Origin of the sequence: Bradyrhizobium sp. HKCCYLS2038 (assembly GCF_051167655.1) — a bacterium.
Taxonomy (GTDB): domain Bacteria; phylum Pseudomonadota; class Alphaproteobacteria; order Rhizobiales; family Xanthobacteraceae; genus Bradyrhizobium.
The window spans coordinates 2,016,387-2,036,005 of sequence record NZ_JBNPTM010000001.1 but is presented as its reverse complement, the minus strand read 5'-3'; the positions used below and the strand labels follow the sequence as shown (position 1 = coordinate 2,036,005).

13 protein-coding genes are annotated in these 19,619 nt (G+C 66.5%); 9 read left to right on the top strand and 4 right to left on the bottom strand.

Going from position 1 to position 19,619, the window contains the following annotated elements; genetic code table 11:
• The first annotated feature begins 22 nt into the window (after positions 1-22).
• Complete coding sequence (locus ACQR1I_RS09025) at positions 23-628, top strand: cytochrome b/b6 domain-containing protein (RefSeq protein ID WP_434870438.1); 606 nt, start codon at positions 23-25, stop codon at positions 626-628.
• A gap of 6 nt (positions 629-634) precedes the next feature.
• On the opposite strand, the gene ACQR1I_RS09020 is transcribed toward ACQR1I_RS09025, so the two are convergent.
• Positions 635-814: a hypothetical protein gene (locus tag ACQR1I_RS09020; RefSeq protein WP_434870313.1), complete on the bottom strand. Its 180-nt coding sequence runs from the start codon at positions 812-814 to the stop codon at positions 635-637.
• A 281-nt stretch (positions 815-1,095) separates the two neighbouring features.
• On the opposite strand from ACQR1I_RS09020, the gene ACQR1I_RS09015 reads away from it, so the two are divergent.
• A complete protein-coding gene (locus ACQR1I_RS09015) occupies positions 1,096-2,127 on the top strand; it encodes a hypothetical protein (protein WP_434870314.1) in 1,032 nt (343 codons plus the stop codon).
• Between the two features lie 245 nt (positions 2,128-2,372).
• Here ACQR1I_RS09015 and ahcY read toward each other — a convergent pair whose 3' ends face one another.
• The 3 genes from ahcY to ACQR1I_RS09000 all read right to left on the bottom strand — a co-directional run bounded on the left by ahcY (position 2,373) and on the right by ACQR1I_RS09000 (position 6,683).
• Positions 2,373-3,794 (bottom strand): adenosylhomocysteinase, encoded by a 1,422-nt coding sequence (ahcY, locus tag ACQR1I_RS09010; RefSeq protein WP_434870315.1) that lies wholly within the window; start codon positions 3,792-3,794, stop codon positions 2,373-2,375.
• Positions 3,795-4,071: 277 nt separating this feature from the next.
• Positions 4,072-5,268 carry a methionine adenosyltransferase gene (gene metK, locus ACQR1I_RS09005; protein ID WP_434870316.1) on the bottom strand — a complete coding sequence of 399 codons (1,197 nt, stop codon included), beginning with the start codon at positions 5,266-5,268 and terminating at the stop codon, positions 4,072-4,074.
• Positions 5,269-5,333: 65 nt separating this feature from the next.
• The gene (locus tag ACQR1I_RS09000; RefSeq protein WP_434870317.1) at positions 5,334-6,683 is read right to left on the bottom strand and encodes a hypothetical protein; all 1,350 of its coding nucleotides are present in this window, start codon (positions 6,681-6,683) and stop codon (positions 5,334-5,336) included.
• A gap of 165 nt (positions 6,684-6,848) precedes the next feature.
• Here ACQR1I_RS09000 and ACQR1I_RS08995 point away from each other — a divergent pair, with 165 nt between their 5' ends.
• From ACQR1I_RS08995 to ACQR1I_RS08965, 7 genes are all read left to right on the top strand, one after another.
• On the top strand, positions 6,849-7,949 hold the full coding sequence (locus ACQR1I_RS08995; RefSeq protein ID WP_434870439.1) for an aspartyl protease family protein: 1,101 nt from the start codon (positions 6,849-6,851) through the stop codon (positions 7,947-7,949).
• A gap of 143 nt (positions 7,950-8,092) precedes the next feature.
• Positions 8,093-9,763, top strand: coding sequence for a caspase family protein (locus tag ACQR1I_RS08990; protein ID WP_434870318.1), 1,671 nt, complete (start codon positions 8,093-8,095; stop codon positions 9,761-9,763).
• An 817-nt stretch (positions 9,764-10,580) separates the two neighbouring features.
• Positions 10,581-13,805, top strand: coding sequence for a hypothetical protein (locus ACQR1I_RS08985; RefSeq protein WP_434888720.1), 3,225 nt, complete (start codon positions 10,581-10,583; stop codon positions 13,803-13,805).
• Positions 13,806-13,972: 167 nt separating this feature from the next.
• A complete protein-coding gene (locus ACQR1I_RS08980; RefSeq protein WP_434870320.1) occupies positions 13,973-17,401 on the top strand; it encodes a YadA family autotransporter adhesin in 3,429 nt (1,142 codons plus the stop codon).
• Positions 17,402-17,420: 19 nt separating this feature from the next.
• Positions 17,421-17,801: a hypothetical protein gene (locus ACQR1I_RS08975; protein ID WP_434870321.1), complete on the top strand. Its 381-nt coding sequence runs from the start codon at positions 17,421-17,423 to the stop codon at positions 17,799-17,801.
• Between the two features lie 195 nt (positions 17,802-17,996).
• Positions 17,997-18,374 carry a DUF2147 domain-containing protein gene (locus ACQR1I_RS08970; RefSeq protein ID WP_434870322.1) on the top strand — a complete coding sequence of 126 codons (378 nt, stop codon included), beginning with the start codon at positions 17,997-17,999 and terminating at the stop codon, positions 18,372-18,374.
• 103 nt (positions 18,375-18,477) lie between these two features.
• Positions 18,478-19,602 carry an acyltransferase family protein gene (locus tag ACQR1I_RS08965; RefSeq protein WP_434870323.1) on the top strand — a complete coding sequence of 375 codons (1,125 nt, stop codon included), beginning with the start codon at positions 18,478-18,480 and terminating at the stop codon, positions 19,600-19,602.
• Positions 19,603-19,619: the final 17 nt, after the last annotated feature.

The window sequence follows — 19,619 nt, the reverse complement described above, 5'->3', positions numbered from 1 at the left end:
CACCGCTGCACGTCGCGTCGTGATGCTCATGCACGGCACAGCCCCCAGAGCCGACTTGAAGGACCCCAGCCCTGCCGAGACCGTGCGGGTCTGGGATCTTCCGCTGCGCCTGTGGCATTGGCTGCTGGCTGCGCTGGTGCTCGTCGCCTGGCTCACGCCGAACGTCCATGACGGCCTGCATCGGACGGCCGGCTACGCCATCCTCGGACTGCTCGCGTTCCGCCTGATGTGGGGCCTGATCGGCACGCGCCATTCGCGCTTCCGCAGCCTCCGCGCCCGGCTGCGCGCCACGCCCGCTTATCTCTGGAATCTGCGGCGCGGCAGGACCGGACGCTATCTCGGCCTCAACCCCGCGGGCACGGCGATGCAGTTCGCGCTGCTGCTGCTCCTGATCATCTCGGCGGTGACCGGCGCGATGCAGGTCACTGTGCGCTTCTTCGGCATCTGGTGGGTGGAGGACACCCACGAGATGACGTCGTATCTGCTGATCCCGCTGGTGGTGCTGCATGTCGCAGGCGTCGTGCTGGTCGGCCGGATGCAGCGTGAGAATCTCGTCCGCGCCATGCTCACCGGGCGCAAGCTGCTGCGGCGAACCACGCGCACGGCGTCCAGCCTCGTCGATCGCTGAGGATGCTCAGCCGCGCACGGCGTAGGGGGTCTGGGCGAGACGATCGGCGCCGATGGCGAGGTCGCGCTGCGCGTCGGCCAACGCCTGGCGCTCGCGCTTCTCCTCGGGCAGCGACCAGATCGAGTCGTCCGGTGCGTAGTCCCGGATCAGCCGCGTGCCGCCGACGATGATCTCGATGGTGCTCATGCCATCAGCTCCACGAACCGGTCGCCCCAGACTACGCTTCGCCACGGACTCCGGCAACCGAGCAGCGCGATGGCGTGACGATAGCGTCGCAGGCGTGCGCTGAACGGCGGTTCGCAGCACGCCGAATGGAACTCCGATCGTTGCGTACAAGCCACACTTCGCTCAAAAGCTGCCGGCGACGACTGCTGCGTTATTGCGCCCCGCGGCCAAGCGCCGAACAATCGCAGGTATCGGATGCCTGACCGCTCCTGCCCGCAGGAGCTCGGATTTTGGGAGGCCGGATGATGAGCTCGCAGCAGTTCACCACGCGTGCGTTGTGCCGATCGTTTGTCCTCTCGGGTTGCTTGATGGCCTGGCCTGCGGCGGCCGCCGAACCCGAAGCTGCGACGACCCCCGTGGTCGCCGAGGTGACGGCCTCGACGACGACAGAGCCTTCGACCACGCAGCCGCTCGCGTCGGAGACGGCCCTCACCACGGCATCGATCAATCCATCCGCCGCGCTGCCGGCCGACGCGCCGGCCGCAGCCGCCGAGCCGCCAGCGCCCACCGTCGCGAGTGCCGACCGCATCGAGATCCTCGATGAGTGTCCCGACATCGACGTCTGTGTCGATCGCTATCTGTGGGCGCTGTATGAGCGCGCGCCGAAACTCGACAAGATCCGCGAGACCGAGCGCCGCGCCGTCACCATCAAGCGCAAGGGCCGGATGGTGAAGGTGACGCGGAGCTTCACCAAGCTGGTCGACAACGACTTCACCTGGAAGGATCCCAAGGCCGCCGAGCGCGTCGGCCGGACGATGATGGAATACGTCATCGGCGGCATGGATCGCAGCTTCAAGATGAAGCTGTTTCACACGCTGCATGCCGCCGAGGCCGCCGGTCTCGCGCCGGGCATCACCAGCGGCTTCCGCGACGATTATCGCCAGGAGATCGCCAGCGGCCTGAAGGCCGCCAGCAACCGCTCCTATCACGGCGGCAGCCTGCGCGGCGGCTACGGCCACGGGCTTGCGGCCGACATCGTCAGCGTCAACGGTGCCACCCGCGCGCAGCGCTGGGTGGCGACCGAGCAACTGTGGAAATGGGTCGATGCCAACGGCAAGGGCTTTGGCGTCGGCCGCCCCTATCTCGATCGCGACCCGCCGCATGTCGGCCCGGTCGACGGCGAGGAATACAGCAAGCATCGCACGCCGGCCGTGAAGGTCGCCGCGGCGGAGACGAAGAAGCACAAGCGGATGGCGGCGCGGTCGGACCATCATGCGGCCAAGCGCGCGAAGGCAGTAAGGGCGTCCGCGCTCGCGTCGCGGCGGACGGGATGATGGCCGCAATCGGCGCTGCCGTAGGGTGGGCAAAAGCGCGGAGGGCGCTATCACGTCATTCGCAGATCACGCGTGCGCCGTGCCCACCGTCCCGCGCGAGCCGCTAGACCGCGGTGGGCACGCTTCCGCTATCGCGTGATGATGACCGAGCAAGAAGGCGCTTTGCCCACCCTACAAGATCAAAACAAAAAAGGCCGGGGCGATGCCCCGGCCTTTGCTGTCTCCGCCGCGCGTTGTGTCGATGATCAGTAGCGGTAGTGGTCCGATTTGAACGGGCCTTCCGGCTTGACGCCGATATAGGAGGCCTGGTCGGGGCGCAGCTTGGTGAGGTTCACGCCGATCTTGGCGAGGTGCAGCATCGCCACCTTCTCGTCCAGTGACTTCGGCAGCACATAGACTTCCTTCTTGTACTTGCCGTCCTTGTTGTTGGCGTAGAGCTCGATCTGCGCCAGCGTCTGGTTGGTGAACGACGCCGACATCACGAAGGACGGGTGGCCCATCGCATTGCCGAGGTTCACGAGACGGCCCTCGGACAGCAGGATCATGCGTTTGCCGTCGGGGAAGGTGATCTCGTCGACCTGCGGCTTGATGTTGGTCCACTTCAGGTTCTTCAGCGAGGCGACCTGGATCTCGTTGTCGAAATGGCCGATGTTGCAGACGATGGCGCGATCCTTCATCGCGCGCATGTGCTCGATGGTGATGATGTCCTTGTTGCCGGTGGCGGTCACGAAGATGTCGGCGCGCGGCGCGGCATCTTCCATCGTCACCACCTCGTAGCCCTCCATCGCCGCCTGCAGCGCGCAGATCGGATCGACCTCCGAGACCATGACGCGGCAGCCGGCCTGGCGCAGCGAGGCGGCCGAGCCCTTGCCGACGTCGCCGAAGCCCGCAACCATCGCGACCTTGCCCGACATCATCACGTCGGTGCCGCGGCGGATGCCGTCGACCAGCGACTCGCGGCAGCCATAGAGGTTGTCGAACTTCGACTTGGTGACGCTGTCGTTGACGTTGATCGCGGGCCACAGCAGCGTGCCGGCCTTCTGCATGTCGTACAGACGATGCACGCCCGTGGTGGTCTCTTCCGACACGCCCTTGATCGACTTGGCGATCTCGGCGAAGTAGCCCTTCGGCTTCTCCTTGAGCTGCTTCTTCAAGAGCGCGAAGAACACTTCCTCTTCCTCCGAACCGGGCTTATCGAGGAACGCCGCGTCGCCGTTCTCGGCGCGCAGGCCGAGATGGACGTACATGGTGGCGTCGCCGCCGTCATCGAGGATCATGTTGGGATGGCCGCCGCCGTGCCAGTCGAACAGCTTGGCCGTGTAGTCCCAATAGTCGACCAGCGTCTCGCCCTTGACGGCGAACACCGGAATGCCGGCGGCGGCGATCGCAGCGGCGGCGTGGTCCTGAGTCGAATAGATGTTGCAGGAGACCCAGCGGATGTCGGCGCCGAGCGCCTTCAGCGTCTCGATCAGCACGCCCGTCTGAATGGTCATGTGCAGGGAGCCGGCGATGCGCGCGCCCTTCAGCGGCTGCTTCGGACCGTATTCCTCGCGCGTCGCCATCAGGCCGGGCATCTCGGTCTCGGCAAGCGAGAGCTCCTTGCGGCCGAACTCGGCGAGCGAAATGTCCTTGACGATGTAGTCGGTAAAACCTGGCTTGGCGGTCATGGGGGGTTCCTGGTCGTATGAAATTCGAGCTGGTCGTGACGAAACGAAAAGAGACGCGTCGAAGCGCACTCTAAATCACTGCCCCCTGCTACTACGGGGAGCGGCGACGGCGGCCTTCTGCCGCCATCCTTGGCTCAGATGAACCGATGCATCGCATCGGCAATGGGATGAGGGGCAAGCCGCACGTGCGGTGCGAATTGCTGGACTTGTCCCCTCACCTTGATTGCATCAGTCGATGCAATCCGGCCTCTCACCGCAGGCGGCGAGAGGCCGACAATTACACCGCGCGCTTGAACGCCTCGGCGAGGTCGGTCTTCTCCCAGGAGAAGCCGCCCTCGTTGTCCGGCGTGCGGCCGAAATGGCCGTAGGACGAGGTGCGCGCGTAGATCGGACGGTTGAGGTCGAGGTGGCTGCGGATGCCGCGCGGGGTGAGATCCATCACCTCGGCCGCGACCTTCTCGAGCTTGTCCTCGGAGACCTTACCGGTACCGTGGGTGTCGATGTAGATCGACAACGGCCGCGCCACGCCGATCGCGTAGGCAAGCTGCAGCGTGCAGCGGTCGGCAAGACCGGCGGCGACGATGTTCTTGGCAACGTAGCGCGCGGCATAGGCGGCGGAGCGATCGACCTTGGTCGGATCCTTGCCGGAGAAGGCGCCGCCGCCATGCGGGGCCGCACCACCATAGGTGTCGACGATGATCTTGCGGCCGGTGAGGCCAGCGTCGCCGTCGGGACCGCCGATGAAGAACTTGCCGGTCGGATTGATGTGCCAGATCGTCTTGGGGCTGATCCAGCCTTCCGGCAACGCCTTGCGCACATAAGGCTCGACACGCTCGCGCACCTGCTCAGAGGTCATGTCCTCGACCAGATGCTGGTGCGACACCACGATCTCGCGGACGCCGACCGGCTTGCCGTTCTCATACTGCACGGTGACCTGGCTCTTGGAGTCCGGACCGAGCACCTTCTCGACACCCGAGTGACGGGCTTCCGAAATCAGACGCAGGATCTTGTGGGCGTAGAAGATCGGCGCCGGCATCAGGTCCGGGGTCTCGTTGGTGGCGTAACCGAACATGATGCCCTGATCGCCTGCGCCCTCTTCCTTGCGCTCACCCGGCTGCAACGCGTCGACGCCCTGCGCGATGTCGGCGGACTGCGGATGCAGCAGGATCTCGATGTCGCAGGTCTTCCAGTGGAAGCCGGCCTGCTCGTAGCCGATATCCTTGATGGCTTGGCGGACGACGTGCTCGATGTGCTCGTTGGTGACCGAGGCGGGACCACGGGTCTCGCCGGCGATCACGACCTTGTTGGTGGTGGCGAGCGTCTCGCAGGCGGCGCGGATCTGCCAGGGGTCGATGCCGGCCTTCGGTCCTTCGCGGTAGAACAGGTCGACGATCTCGTCCGAAATACGGTCGCAGACCTTGTCCGGATGACCCTCGGACACCGATTCCGAGGTGAACAGATAAGACGCGCGCATCAAGCAATCCCTTCTTTGCCGCCCACGGCGGTCGTTCGTATTGATCCCAGTGATCCCAAAGGATGTCAGTCGCGACGCCGCGAGATGACGTAGGACTCGTCGTAGAACCACAGCCCGTTGTGCTTTCGCAGAACCTCTCTGGCGGCATCGAGCGCACGAGACGAGTGGGCGACCTCCGTCAGGCGGTCTTCCTCGATCTGCGCGACATACACCGCCGCATTCCAGGCTGCAAAGGCCGTCGAGGTTCCGATCGCACCGGTGACCTCGTTGGGCAGAGCCTCCATCTCATACCTGAAAATCGAGCGATTGTCCGCATAGGCGTTAAAATTTAAGTCTCGCCCACTGGAGCCCAGCTCGTATTTGACGGCGCGCAATAGCTCATGTCGGCTGACCGAGAAAGGATTTTCTCCCGGCCACACCGCCTGGATGATTTCGAGGCCCGGATCCTGGCCGTGGGAGTGGATTCCGATCAGCCGGCCGCCCGGTTTCAGCGCTCGCGCCAGCGGTGCGATGATGCGCTTGGCGCGGAAATTGACCGAGGACCGCGCCCGATAGGGCTGCGAGGCGATGATCAGGTCGAAATTGGCCTCGACCCGCCCCGCCCGCGGAATGATGTTGTCGAGCAGGAAGCGGTGATCCTCGCGGTAGAGCACCAGCGCGATCGGCCGCTCGTACACCGGCATGCCGGTCCGCTGCGAGACGTTGGCGCGCCAGTTCTGCTCCAGGAACGGCTTCAGCGCCGCAATCTGGGCCTCGAAATCTCCGGACGAATCGCCCTGCAGCACGACCTCGTGCCAGATCATCGAGGCCGCGACCGCCGGCGATGCCGGCGTCAGCCACGGCGCCTCGGCATAGTTCATGTTGGTGAACACGAACACCGAAGCAGGATGCTCGAACAGCCGGTCCGGCACCTTCTCCAGCGTCAGACGAACGTCCTCGAGACTCAACTCCTTGCCGGCGACGTAGAACGGGATGTGCGGAAAGCGGCCATGCATGGTGCGCAGCACCTTCGACAGCACCGTGCCGTCGCCGACGCCGGCGTCGAACAGCCGCAGCGCCGGCGGGCGCGGATGAATGCTGGCGAGCTCGAGGCCGACGCGCTCGGCCACCACCCGCTTCTCGCTGCAGGTGTGCACGAACAGCAGATATTTCTGGCGGTTCTCGAAGAAGCGGAAATTGCTCTTGGGATCGCGCTTCTCCGGCACGACGTCGAGCCGCGGCGGCGGCAAGGTGCCGGTCGAGGCTGCGACATAGGCCTGGATGCGGTCGAGCGTGTCGATGGTGATGCGCTTGCCCTCGCGCAGCCGCTGCACGAGCTTGCCGTCGTTCACGGCCCTGCGGCCGAACGTCGATTCCGCCATGTCCGACTGGCGGCAGAACTCCGTGATCTGGGCAAGCAGCTGGTCGTTCTTCATTCGGCCAAGTCGGTGGAGAAAGTCGGTGGGAAATAAGGGTGGGCAGCCGCCCGCTGGCCAACCCTCTAGCATGATCTGCCCACCGTGCAAAGCGCCCCGGGTGGTAGCTTGTTCCGCCACTGTTTGAGGCGATAGAGTTCCCGCGGGATCAACGCTGGGGTGAGCATGTCGAGGTATCCGGGAGCCACGCTGTCCGTGGCAGCGCTGCTGCTTGCCGCTATGCTGGGAAAAGCGGCCGCAGGCTACCTCGATGAGAATCCGGACGAGGTGTTTGCCGGCGTCTACGAACGGCTGGGCGCGCTGCCGCTGCAGGCGGCCCGCGACCCGTTCGTGTGGCTGCGGCTGCAGGAATTGAAGCGCGAACCTTGCGATCAGAAGAGCGTCGGCGATCTCGCGCTCATGCTCGACAAGCTCGGCTATCGCCGCCAAGCCGCGGACGGCCTGTTCCGCTTCGTCAAGGACTGCGGCGCCCCGCTTTCCGCCCTGCACCGCGCGGCCGACACCTACATCAAGCTGACCGACTATCCCAAGGCGGTCGAGGTCGCCGACGAATACGTCCGCCGGGCCCCCTCGAATCGGGATGCGCACTATTTGCGCGCTACGGCGCTCGCCGGTGCGGGCGATCATCAGCGCGCGCTTGCCGATTATTCCGACACGATCGAGCTGTCGCCGGACAAGGCGCGGGTGGCCAGCCGCGTCTTCACCCAGATGTCAGAGTCCTACGTAGCACTGAAGCGCTATTGCGAGGCGGTCTCGCCGATCAGCCTCTGGGTGTCGTTCGATCCGCGCGCCCGCGATACCAGCCAGACCCAGCGCATCATCGCGGACTACGAACGCCAGGGCAATTGTGCGGCGTCGACCGACGCCCGTCAGGAGCGCTTTCCGCTGCGCGGCCAAAAGAACGTGGTTGTGGTCAAAGCAGAGATCAACGGCGTCAAGGGATCGTTCATCCTGGACACCGGCGCGAGCTACGTGTCGGTCCGCTCCGCCTTCGCCGAGCGCGCCAAGCTGCCGTTGAGCGGCGGCAGCGACATCACGCTGAACACGGCCAATGGCGAAACCAAAGCGCGGCTGTCGCGGGCCGACAAGGTCAAGCTCAACTCGCTGCAGGCGACCGGCATTCCCGTCGCGGTTCAGGATGACAGCCGCAAGGATTACGGCAGCGGTATCGACGGACTGCTGGGCATGAGCTTCCTCTCCCGCTTCGACGTGCAGATCGCAGCCGATTTCGTCGAAGTGCGGCCGCGCCGCGCGCAAAAGCCCTAGAGCAGCTTGGTACCATCGCTTCAATCGAGCCCGAGCAAAGCCCGCGCGACCGCGCATGACGCGAAGACCGTTGAACCGTGAGTTCATCGGCGACAACAAAACGATCAGTGGTCCCCTGCTCCTTCGCCTCACGGTCCGTGCTGATGCGCCGCTCGCTCCTGCTGCTTCTCCCGCTGTTGGCCGCCCTCGCTGCTCCCCCGGCATTCGCCCAGTCCCGCTCCCAGCTCGGGCCGCTCTGCACCACCGAGACGACGCCGGCGGACCAGATGATCGATGCCTGCAACAAGATCATCGCGCTGAAGGTATTTTCCGGCGGCCAGCTCGCCACGATCTATTTCTGGCGCGCGGTCGGCTGGAACAAGAAGGGCGACTACGCGCACGTCATCGCCGACGCCACCGAGGCCATCCGGCTGAAGCCGGACCAGGCGCTCTACAATCTGCGCGGCTCGGCCTATTTCGACAAAGGCGAGGACGACATCGCCATCGCCGACTTCAACGACGCCCTCAAGCTGGGCCCGCCGAACGCGACGATCTACCACAATCGCGGCAATGCCTACCGCTCCAAGGGCGACTTCGCCAACGCCATCGGCGACTACGACCGCGCGATCAAGCTCAACCCGCGCGAGGCCTATTCCTGGCAGAATCGCGGCGCCTCGAAAGCCGCTGCCGGCGACCTCGACGGCGCGCTGGCCGACATCAACGAGGCCATCCGCCTGTCGCCGGCGCAGGCCGCGGCCAGGACCAGCCGCTCCGTGATCTGGCGCGCCAAGGGCGATGTCGATCGCGCCATCGCCGATGGTTCGGAGGCAGTCCGGCTGGCGCGCAATCCGCCTGACAACATCATGACGCCGCCGGGCAGCGTCATCATCGCGGCGCTGGTGCATCGCGCGCTGGCCTACGAGGCGAAGGGCGAGTTTGAGTCTGCCAAGGCCGACTACGCCGCCGCATTGAAGCCAGTCGCGTCCGATGCCGGCAGCAAGGAAAACCAGGCGACCGCGAAGGTGCGGCTGTCGCTGCTGTCCGAGCCGGTGGCGCAACCGCAGCAGCGGGCAGAGCCCGCCGCGTCGTCGCCGACCACGGCTGCCGCAGTAACCGGCCAGCGCATGGCGCTGGTGATCGGCAACGGCGCCTACACGCATGTGCAGGCGCTGCCCAATCCACCGCGCGACGCCAAGGCGATCGCCCGGAGCCTGCGCGACCTCGGCTTCACCGTGGTCGAGGGCGTCGATCTCGATCGCGCCGCGATGCAGGCCAGGACGCGCGACTTCCTGCGCGAGGCGGCGCGCGCGCAGGTCGCCGTGGTCTACTACGCAGGGCATGGCGTGCAGATCGACGGCCACAACTATCTCGTCCCGACCGACATCGAATTCGCATCGGGGAGCAATGTCACGGCGGCGATGGTCGACATGGACCAGATCTTGGCCGGGCTCGACGACCAGGTCCGTACCAACATCCTGATCCTCGACGCCTGCCGCAACAATCCGTTCGCGCCGCCGGAGCCCACCGGTCCAACCGCGAGCCGAGGCATCAGTGCCGGCGGTCTTGCCGCGCCGTCGTCGCTCGGGACCGGCGCAACCTCGGGCGCCGGCACGCTGATCGCGTTCGCGACGGCGCCGGGAAAAGTGGCGCTGGACGGCGAAGGCGACAACAGCCCGTTCTCGGCGGCGCTGTCGCGTCACATCGGCACGCCCGGACTCGAGGTGCAGCAGATGCTGACACGGGTACGTGCCGAAGTGGTCTCCACGACCAAGAACAAGCAAGTGCCGTGGTCGAACTCCTCGCTGCTCGGCGAGGTCTATCTGGCGGCGAAGTAGCTCGGCGGGGAGGTGGACCCCGGCGAGCTCCGCAGAGCCTCCGACACATTCGGAAGTTCAACTCACGCAGGCATGGCACATATCGCAGGTTGCACATCGAATGATCCTGCGTGATCCGCGTGAGCCTTCCGGCGAGCTCGCGTTTTCGGGCGAGTTGCCACGCAACTAACAGGCACGAAAATCACGCTTAGCGCCAGACAGCGCACTCGCGTTCGGCGACCGCCGGCGACCCGGCCTTCGTGCTGCGCCCAATAACACGCCGTGAATACAACTGATTAGTCGCCGCGCACTCGCGTGTTGCGTGCTTATGCCGGATATTCACTCATTTGCATTGTGCCTCCGGAGTCACAAGCGCAACCAACATGCACGCGACATCGTCGAACCCAAAAATTTGAGAGTTCTTTGAGGACTTCGTTTCCGATGGTTTCCAGGGTGACCCAACGTGGTCATCGGGCCGATGCGGCCGGAGGAAATGAAAATGCGCCTGGAGAATTGGGGCCCAATCAGACTGCGTCAACGGTTCGACCATTGGCCGGCTGGCAATGGAATGAACGAGGCAAAAGCGGCTGTCGCCCGGCCGCCGCGATCGCGAGCGGGAAAATAGGGACCGCGGCCGCGGGATATGGCCATGCGACACAGCAAGAAGACACTTCCATCCGCCGTTGCAGGATCGCGAGCGGTTTGGGCATGCTGCGCCGCCGGAACGGGGACTGGCGGGACGCGCGCGCGCCGCCTGGGCTTGCTGGTCGCGGCAAGCTTTGCAGTTTTGGCGGTGATGGCCGGGTCGGGCCAGCCGGCTGCGGCAGGCTTCGTGTGTATGGACACCGCTTCTACAGGCGGGGGTAGCACCGCATCGAACGGCACAGACATAGCCTGCGGCCTTGGCGCCACGGCCTCGGGCGGCGTTTCCCTGGCAATCGGCAACTTAGCCAATGCGACGGGCCTTGAGTCCGTTGCGATCGGGCACGCCGCTAATGCGTCCGGAGCCTTCAGCACCGCGGTCGGCTCGCAGGCCGCATCGAGCGGCGACAACAGCTCGGCCTTTGGCTTGAGGTCGTCGGCGAGCGGCAGCCAGAGCGCCGCCTTCGGTGACAGCGCCAGCGCGGCGGGAGCCGCAAGCGTCGCCGTTGGAGCCGCGAGCAGTGCTGGCGCGGCCAACGCGGCAGCGTTTGGCGTGCGGGCTAAGGCATCAGGCGTAAACAGCACCGCGATCGGCGCCGACAGCACGGCCAGCGGAATCTCCGGCGCCGCCTACGGCGTGAACAGCCTGGCCAGCGGGCTCTCGAGCGCGGCATTTGGAGACACGGCGCAGGCGACTGGCGACGCTAGTCTGGCCTCCGGCTATCAGAGCACGGCAAGCGGCAATAGTAGCTCCGCCTACGGCCGGCAGAGCACGGCGAGCGGCTATACCAGCTCCGCCTACGGCGCGCTGAGCACGGCTAGCGGCGATAACAGCTCCGCCTACGGCCGACAGAGCACGGCAAGCGGCGTTAACAGCTCCGCCTACGGCGCGCTGAGCACGGCTAGCGGACTCTCCAGCGCCGCCTACGGTGTGAGCAGCCTGGCCAGCGGGATCTCGGGCGCGGCATACGGAGACACGGCGCACGCGACTGGGGACTACAGTGTGGCCTCCGGCTATCAGAGCACAGCGAGCGGCAATGCCAGTTCCGCCTACGGCCGGCAGAGCACGGCTGGCGGCGATAATAGCTCCGCCTACGGTCGACAGAGCACGGCAAGCGGCGTTAACAGCTCCGCCTACGGCGCGCTGAGCACGGCAAGCGGACTCTCCAGCGCCGCCTACGGTGTGAGCAGCCTGGCCAGCGGGATCTCGAGCGCGGCATACGGAGACTCGGCGCACGCGACTGGCGGCTACAGTGTAGCCTCCGGCTATCAGAGCACGGCAAGCGGCCATGCCAGCTCCGCCTACGGCGGGGCGAGCACGGCATTGGGGATCTCGAGCGTTGCATTGGGAAACGTGGCGCACGCGACTGGCGACTACAGTATAGCCTCCGGCTATCAGAGCACGGCAAGCGGCTATGCCAGCTCCGCCTACGGCGGGGCGAGCACGGCAAGAGGCGATTTCAGCTCCGCCTACGGTGTGTTCAGTCAGGCTAGCGGGATCTCGAGCGCGGCATTGGGAGAGCTGGCGCACGCGACAGGCGCCTACAGCGTGGCCTCCGGCTATCGGAGCACGGCAAGCGGGGACTCCAGCACAGCTCTTGGCGCGAACAGCCTGGCCGGCGGAAACGCAAGTGTGGCGATCAGCAACAGCGCCTCTGTCGACGCCACTGCCGCCAACGGCATCGCAATCGGCAACCAGGCGCAGGTCGGCAGCGGCGCCAGCAACGCGGTCGCACTCGGCTTCAATAGCAATGCCAGTGCCGCCGACGCGGTGGCGCTGGGCGCGGGGTCGGTCGCCAATGTCGCCAACACCGTCTCGGTGGGCGCGGTGGGTGCCGAGCGGAGGATCGTCAACGTCGCGGCCGGCACGGTCTCGGCATCGTCGACCGATGCGGTCAATGGCAGCCAGTTCTACGGTCTGCAGAGCCAGATCACGAACGGCGGCATCGGGCTGGTGCTGCAGGATCCAACCACCCGAAGGATCTCGGTCGGCGCCGCAACCGACGGCGGCGTGGTCGACTTCACCGGCACGTCGGGGGCGCGGACTCTGACCGGGATCGCCCCGGGCGCGATCGCGTCGGGTTCGAGCGATGCGATCAACGGCAGCCAGTTCTTCTCGGCCAACCAGATGCTCGCCGCCGTGCTCGGCGGCGGCGCCGCACTCGATGCCAATGGCCATCTGACCGCGCCGACCTACACCATTCTCGGTACCAGCTACAACAATGTCGGCGGGGCGCTCGGCGCGCTCAACACCCAGGTCACCAGCAACACCACCGACATCTCGAACCTGCAGACACAGATCAGCAATGGCTCGATCGGACTGGTGCAGCAGAACGCCACGACAGGCAACATCTCGGTAGCGGCATCGTCCGGCGGCAGCACGGTGGATTTCACCGGCACGGCGGGCACGCGGACGCTGACCGGCGTTACAGCCGGCGCGGTGTCGGCGAGTTCAACCGACGCCGTCAATGGCAGCCAGCTCTATGCGACCAACCAGGCCGTGGCCTCGCTGACCACCCAGGTTGCGACCAACACCGCCGACATCTCGAACCTGTCCTCGATCGTGACGGGCCTGTCGCAGGCCAGCCAGTACCTGAAGATCAACAGCACCGGGGCCGCGGCAACCGCGACCGGGACCGACGCGGTGGCGCTCGGCACCGGGGCCAACGCCAACGGCACGTCCTCGCTCGCCTTCGGCAACGGCGCGCGGGCCGACGGCGACAATGCGATCGCGATTGGCACCAACGCGATCTCGGCGCCGAACTCCGTCGTGATCGGCCCGAACGCGACCGACAACAACTTCGCCAACGCCGCCGTCTATGGCGCGGGTGCACAGGTCGGCGCGGCCGGCAACGTCGCGATCGGCAACGGCGCCAACGCGGCGGCGGCCAATTCGGTGGCGCTCGGCGAGGGCAGTTCGGCCGCCGCGGCGAATTCCACCGCAATCGGCAAAGGTGCGACCGTGCAGGCGAGCGCGACCAATGCGGTCGCGATCGGCCAGGGCTCGGTGGCAACAGCCGCCAACACGGTGTCGTTCGGTACGGCCGGCAGCGAGCGGCGCCTGACCAACGTCGCCGCCGGCATCTCGCAGACCGACGCGGTCAATGTCGGACAGCTCAACGGCATCGCCACCGGCATCCAATCGCAGATCTCGGGCCTGCAGAACCAGGTCGCGGTCAACCAGACGGAGGCGCGGCGCGGCATCGCCGCGGCGGTCGCCGCTCCGCCCGTGCTGATGCCGTCCGCGCCGGGCAAGACCACAGTAGCCGTCAACACCGGCTTCTATCATGGCGAGAGCGGCGCGGGGATCGCGATCTCGCACCGCCTCAATTTCAACGTCCCGACGGTGGTGTTCGGTCGCTACTCCAACGGTGGCGGCAGCGAGCATGTCGGCAGTGCCGGCCTCGCGGTGGAGTTCTAGCAGTGTCGAAGATGCAGTCCCGCAGTTCGTTCGAGCCACGCCCCGGTCGCAGCGGCACAGGCGCGACAACGCCTCGGCTGGCCATGGGTCAAAGCCGTGCCGTCCTGCTCGCGGCGGTCTCCTTCACCACGTTGGCAGGAGCACTGGCGGGCGGGAGTCGCCCCGCCGTGGCCGGCTTTGTCTGCATGGAAACCGGTGGGACGGGTGCAGGCACGACCGCGCCCAACAACAGCGATGTCGCCTGCGGCATCGCTGCGGTGGCCTCCGGCGGCGAGTCTGCGGCGTTCGGCCACGGCGCGACAGCGTCGGGCGCGGGCAGCGCGGCCGTCGGCTCCGGCAGCCACGCTGCTGCGGCCAACTCCATCGCGCTTGGGAATCAGGCCCAGGTTCGCGCGACCGGCAGCAATGCCGTGGCGCTCGGGTTCCAGAGCACGGCAGACGGCTCAAGCAGCACCGCGATCGGCGACAGCGCCTCGGTGGATGCCTCATCCAGCAACGGCATCGCCATCGGCGCAAGAACCACGATCGATGCCAACAGCAGCAACTCCGTCGCGATCGGCGCCGACAACCGGGTGACCGGCGCCAACAGCGGCGCCTTCGGCAATGGCCAAACGGTGACGGGGAGCGGCAGCTTCGGCGTCGGCGGCTCCAACCTCGTCGTTGGAGACGGCAGCTTCATCGCCGGCAACAACAACAGCATCAACGCAGGCGGGACGAGCACGGCCTTCGGCTCCAACGTCAACGTCATCGGCTCGAACAACAGCGTCGCGTCGATCTCAGATGCGTCCGGGAGCGCGATTCTCGGCAACGGCAACACGGTGAATGCCCTGAACGCGATCGCCATCGGCAATTCCAATACGGTGTCACCAGGAGCAACGGGCTCGATCGTCATCGGAACGAACGCGGTGGTCAGCAACGGCGATGCGACCGCATTGGGCGATCGCAGCTCGGCTGTGGGCAACAGCACGGCGCTCGGCGCGCGCTCCAGCGCCAGCGGAACCACCAGCTTGGCAGCCGGCTTCAACAGTTCGGCAGGCGGGATCGGCGCCACGGCGGTCGGGCCGGGCAGCATCGCAAGCGGCGACAATGCCACCGCGTCCGGCTTTTCGGCCACTGCCGCCGGAATCGGTGCCACGGCACTCGGCACGGGCAGTAGCGCAGATGCTGAGGGTGCCACCGCGACCGGTGCTTCGTCGAAGGCAAGCGGCAGAAGCAGCACGGCAACCGGCGGAGCTGCAACAGCGAGCGGCGAATACGGCACGGCGAACGGCTATCAGAGTTCTGCGAGCGGCAGAAACAGTCTCGCAAGCGGCGTTCTCAGCGTGGCGAGCGGACTACAGAGCGTCGCGACGGGCGCGGGCGCAAGGGCCAGTGGCGACAACAGTACCGCAGCCGGCGTTCTTAGCGTGGCAAGCGGAGCGCAGAGCACCGCGACAGGCGCATTCGCTGCAGCGAGCGGTGACAACAGCACGGCGAATGGCAATCAGAGTTCTGCGAGCGGGCTCAACAGCACGGCCATCGGGTACTTGAGTAACGCCAGCGGCGATCGCAGCACCGCGCTCGGTAGCGGCAGCGTCGCAAGCGGCCCGCTCAGCACGGCCCTCGGCAGAAGAAGTGCGGCAAATGGAACCGGCAGCACGGCGACCGGCGAACTCAGCCAGGCAGTTGGTGATTACAGCCTTGCGAGCGGAGCAAATTCTCAGGCAAGGTCGGCGAATTCCATCGCGATCGGGGGCAACGCAAATACAGGTGCCGGCAACGCCGCCTCGGTCGACGCCGCCGCCGGCAACGGCATCGCGATCGGCAACCAGGCCCAGGTCGGCAGCGGCGGCAGCAACGCGGTGGCGCTGGGCTTCAACAGCAACGCCGCTGCGGCAAGCAGCGTCGCAATCGGCGATGGCGCCAATGCGAGCGCCGCCAATGCGGTGGCGCTGGGCGCCGGCTCGGTGGCCGATGCCGCCAACACGGTGTCGGTCGGCGCGGTCGGGGCCGAGCGGAGGATCGTCAATGTCGCCGCCGGCACGCTGTCGGCGAGTTCGACCGACGCAGTCAACGGCAGCCAGCTGTTTGGCCTGCAAAGCCAGATCAGCATCGGGGGCATCGGCCTGCTGCAGCAGGACGCGACGACCCGCCGGCTCTCGGTCGGCGCCGGCACCGATGGCGCGGTGGTCGACTTCACCGGCACCGCCGGCAGCCGCATCCTGACCGGGATCGCGCCGGGATCGATCGCCGCGGCCTCTACCGATGCGATCAATGGCAGCCAGTTCTATTCCGCCAACCAGATGCTGGCCGCGGTCTTCGGCGCCGGCGCCGGCGTCGATGCCAACGGCCGCCTGACCGCGCCGACCTACAATATCCTCGGCACCAGCTACAACAATGTGGGTGGCGCGTTGACCGCGCTCGACAGCCAGGTCACCAGCAACACGACCAGCATTTCCAACCTCCAGACCCAGATCTCCAACGGCTCGATCGGACTGGTGCAGCAAAGCGGGAGCAACGCCGCCGTCACCGTCGCCGCCGGCAGCGGCGGCAGCACGGTGGATTTCACCGGCACCGCCGGCACCCGCACGCTGACCGGCGTCTCCGCCGCGACGCTGTCGGCAACATCCACCGATGCGGTCAATGGCAGCCAGCTCTACGCCACCAACCAGGCCGTGGCCTCTCTGAACGGCCAAGTCGCGACCAACACCGCCGATATCGCCAGCCTCAATTCAAACGTCACCAACCTCAATTCCGTCGTCGCCGGGCTGTCGCAGGCCAACCAATATCTGAAGATCAACAGCAGCGGCGCCGTCGCGTCGGCCAGCGGCAGCAACGCGGTGGCGCTTGGTCCCAACGCCAATGCCAACGGCACGTCCTCGCTCGCCTTCGGCAACGGCGCGCGGGCCGACGGCGACAACGCGATCGCGATCGGCACCAACGCGATCTCGGCGCCGAACTCCGTCGTGATCGGCCCGAACGCGACCGACAACAACTTCGCCAACGCCGCGGTCTATGGCGCGGGCGCGCAGGTCGGGGCCGCCGGCAACGTCGCGATCGGCAACGGCGCCAATGCCTCAGCCGCAAATTCCGTGGCGCTCGGCGAAGCCAGCCAGGCCGCAGCGGCCAACTCCACCGCGCTCGGCAAGGGCGCAACCGTGCAGGCGAGCGCCGTCAATGCGGTCGCGATCGGCCAGGGCTCGGTGGCAACAGCCGCCAACACGGTGTCGTTCGGTACGGCCGGCAGCGAGCGGCGGCTGACCAACGTCGCCGCCGGCATCTCGCAGACCGACGCCGTCAATGTCGGACAGCTCAACGGCCTAACCGCCGGCGTCCAGTCGCAAATCTCAGGCCTGCAGAACCAGGTCGTGATCAACCAGCGCGAGGCGCGCGCCGGGGTCGCACTGGCGCTCGCGTCCGGCGCCCTGCACTACGATCCGCGTCCGGGCAAGCTGTCGGTGGCCGCCGCGGTCGGAACCTTCCGCGGCCAGTCCAGCCTTGCATCGGGGCTCGGCTATGCCGTCAACGACAGGCTGCGCGTGCACGGCACCTTCTCCGCAACTCCGCAAGTGAACGAATACGCCGCAACCGCCGGCGCATCGCTGACGCTCAACTGACCGCTGCAGGAAAGTCCAAATGGCTCGTCATGTTCATATCGTGGTCCTGCTGGCGGCAACGGCCGCGCTCACCCATGCCTCCGCCCAGCTACAAGCGCAGCCGCAACCGCAACCGACCGAGTGGGCCAAAATGCCGCGCATGCAGCTGGAGCGGCAATTTGCCGGCCCGCTGCAGGACACCATCGTGCAGCGCTGGCGCGATCCGGCCGACGGCAGCGTCTGCTACATGTACCTGCCGATCACCGCGCCGCATTCTCCGCCGACGCCGAACGGCTATGTCCAGTATGGCAGCAACACGATCGGCAGCATCAGCTGCAGCCTGGCCCCGAGCCCGCCGCCGGCGCGGCCAGCCCCGCCGATGCCGCCCGGATCGAAGCCGCAGGCCGCCCCACAACCCTGAAACAGACCTGGCCATCAACACGATCCGATTGCCCGTACCGATCTCGTCGCTCAGGGGCAGGAATTGATGAGGTTGGACGCGGCCGAATCCTGCTATGTCACCCGGATACGACCTCAGGCATCGCCGCTGGCGTGCCGCCGCGCTGACACGATCGGCCGGCAATGTGACGGGCGAAGATTGAGGGGAGATGTGTGCATGATCAATCGTTCCGTGCTCGGTTTGAGTTTGGCGCTCGCGCTCGGCGCTGGCCCGGCGCTTGCCGATGACGTCAACGGCGTCTGGCTGCGCGAGAGCGGTGCATCGAAGGTGAAGTTCGCGCCCTGCGGCGGCGCCGTCTGCGGCACGCTGGTCTGGATCAAGGAAGGCACCGACACGCCGGCCAAGGTCGGCCAGCGACTGTTCGACAGGATGAAATCGACCGGACCCAACGAATGGGCCGGCAGCTACAACAATCCGGATGACGGCAAGACCTATGATGCCAAGATGACACTGTCGGGCGGCACCTTGACGACCTCCGGCTGCGCCTTCGGCGGGGTGATCTGCCGGTCCTCGACGTGGTCCCGGGCGAACTGACGGCGGACATCCCGCCCACGCGGCCTCCGGGCGAAAACAATCCTTCACCCCGCTCGGACTAGAGTGCGACGGCACCCTCAAAGGGAAGGTGCGGAAGCCTCGCATGATCGTGCCGACACAACAGCCGGAGCCTCAAAAGCTGCTTGGATTGGAAGCGCTGCGTTTCATCGCGGCGATGTCGGTGCTGCTCTGGCACTATCAGCACTTCGCGTGCGTCTCCGACATGCCGGTCGATTTCGCCAGGAGCGCGCTGCCGTTCTATACGGTCCTGTTCCCGTTCTATGAGGCTGGAGAGACCGGCGTCGCCGTGTTCTGGTGCATCTCCGGCCTCATCTTTTTCTGGAAGTACGGCGCGGTCATCGCCGCCGGTGCGATCGACGGCTGGATCTTCTTCGTCTACCGGCTGTCGCGGCTGTACCCGCTGCATCTGGCGACCCTGCTGCTCGTCACCGCATTGCAGGCGGTCTATTTCGCCAAGCATGGTTTCTTCTTCGTCTACCAGACCAACGACGCCTTCCATTTCGGGCTGCAGCTGTTCCTGGCGAGCGAATGGCTGCCGTCCAGCGGGCTCAGCTTCAATGGACCGGTCTGGTCGGTCTCGGTCGAGGTGCTGGTCTATGCGGCGTTCTTCCTGACCCTGCGCTACGTGAAAGCCTCACCGCTGGTCAACGTGATCGTCATCCTCGTGGCCGCCGCGAGCGGCACGCTGATCGGACGATGCGTGGTGTATTTCTATGCGGGCGGATTGGTGGCCATGGCCAGGCAGGCCCTGGCTGGTCATCCGCATCGGTTGAAGCTGGAGGTGTCAGCCGGATGCGCGGCGGTCGCGCTGCCTTTGTCGCTCTGGCTGGCCGGCATTGCGATCGCGCCGATCGCAGCGCCGCTCACGCTGATCTGCACGCCGCTGCTGGTGTTCTGCTGCTCAGGCCCGCTGTCCCTGCCGCGACGCGTCGAACGTCTGCTGGAGGCGACCGGCAACATGACCTATGCGTGCTACCTGCTGCACTTCCCGATCCAGCTCGGGATCATGCTGGTGTTCGCCGCGTTGCGGCGGCCGGTCCCCTATCACGATGCGCTGTTCTGGCTCGGCTTCCTTGCGTTGACGCTGACCGCCGCGCACCTGACCTATCGCCACTTCGAGGCGCCCGCGCAGCGACTGATCCGGCGCGCATTGCTGCGAAAACAACAAACGGGGCGGATCGCTCCGGCCCCGCTTTCCCATAGCTGATCGAGAGATGCGGCCTC

Bases quoted from the DNA above. Each gene is read 5' to 3' on its own strand.
- ACQR1I_RS08985 (WP_434888720.1), top strand. From the start codon at position 10,581: ATGGACACCGCTTCTACAGGCGGGGGTAGCACCGCATCGAACGGCACA.
- ACQR1I_RS09000 (WP_434870317.1), bottom strand. From the start codon at position 6,683: ATGAAGAACGACCAGCTGCTTGCCCAGATCACGGAGTTCTGCCGCCAG.
- ACQR1I_RS09020 (WP_434870313.1), bottom strand. From the start codon at position 814: ATGAGCACCATCGAGATCATCGTCGGCGGCACGCGGCTGATCCGGGAC.
- ACQR1I_RS08975 (WP_434870321.1), top strand. From the start codon at position 17,421: ATGGCTCGTCATGTTCATATCGTGGTCCTGCTGGCGGCAACGGCCGCG.
- ACQR1I_RS09025 (WP_434870438.1), top strand. From the start codon at position 23: ATGCTCATGCACGGCACAGCCCCCAGAGCCGACTTGAAGGACCCCAGC.
- ACQR1I_RS08995 (WP_434870439.1), top strand. From the start codon at position 6,849: ATGTCGAGGTATCCGGGAGCCACGCTGTCCGTGGCAGCGCTGCTGCTT.
- metK (WP_434870316.1), bottom strand. From the start codon at position 5,268: ATGCGCGCGTCTTATCTGTTCACCTCGGAATCGGTGTCCGAGGGTCAT.
- ACQR1I_RS08965 (WP_434870323.1), top strand. From the start codon at position 18,478: ATGATCGTGCCGACACAACAGCCGGAGCCTCAAAAGCTGCTTGGATTG.
- ACQR1I_RS08970 (WP_434870322.1), top strand. From the start codon at position 17,997: ATGATCAATCGTTCCGTGCTCGGTTTGAGTTTGGCGCTCGCGCTCGGC.
- ACQR1I_RS08990 (WP_434870318.1), top strand. From the start codon at position 8,093: ATGCGCCGCTCGCTCCTGCTGCTTCTCCCGCTGTTGGCCGCCCTCGCT.
- ahcY (WP_434870315.1), bottom strand. From the start codon at position 3,794: ATGACCGCCAAGCCAGGTTTTACCGACTACATCGTCAAGGACATTTCG.
- ACQR1I_RS09015 (WP_434870314.1), top strand. From the start codon at position 1,096: ATGATGAGCTCGCAGCAGTTCACCACGCGTGCGTTGTGCCGATCGTTT.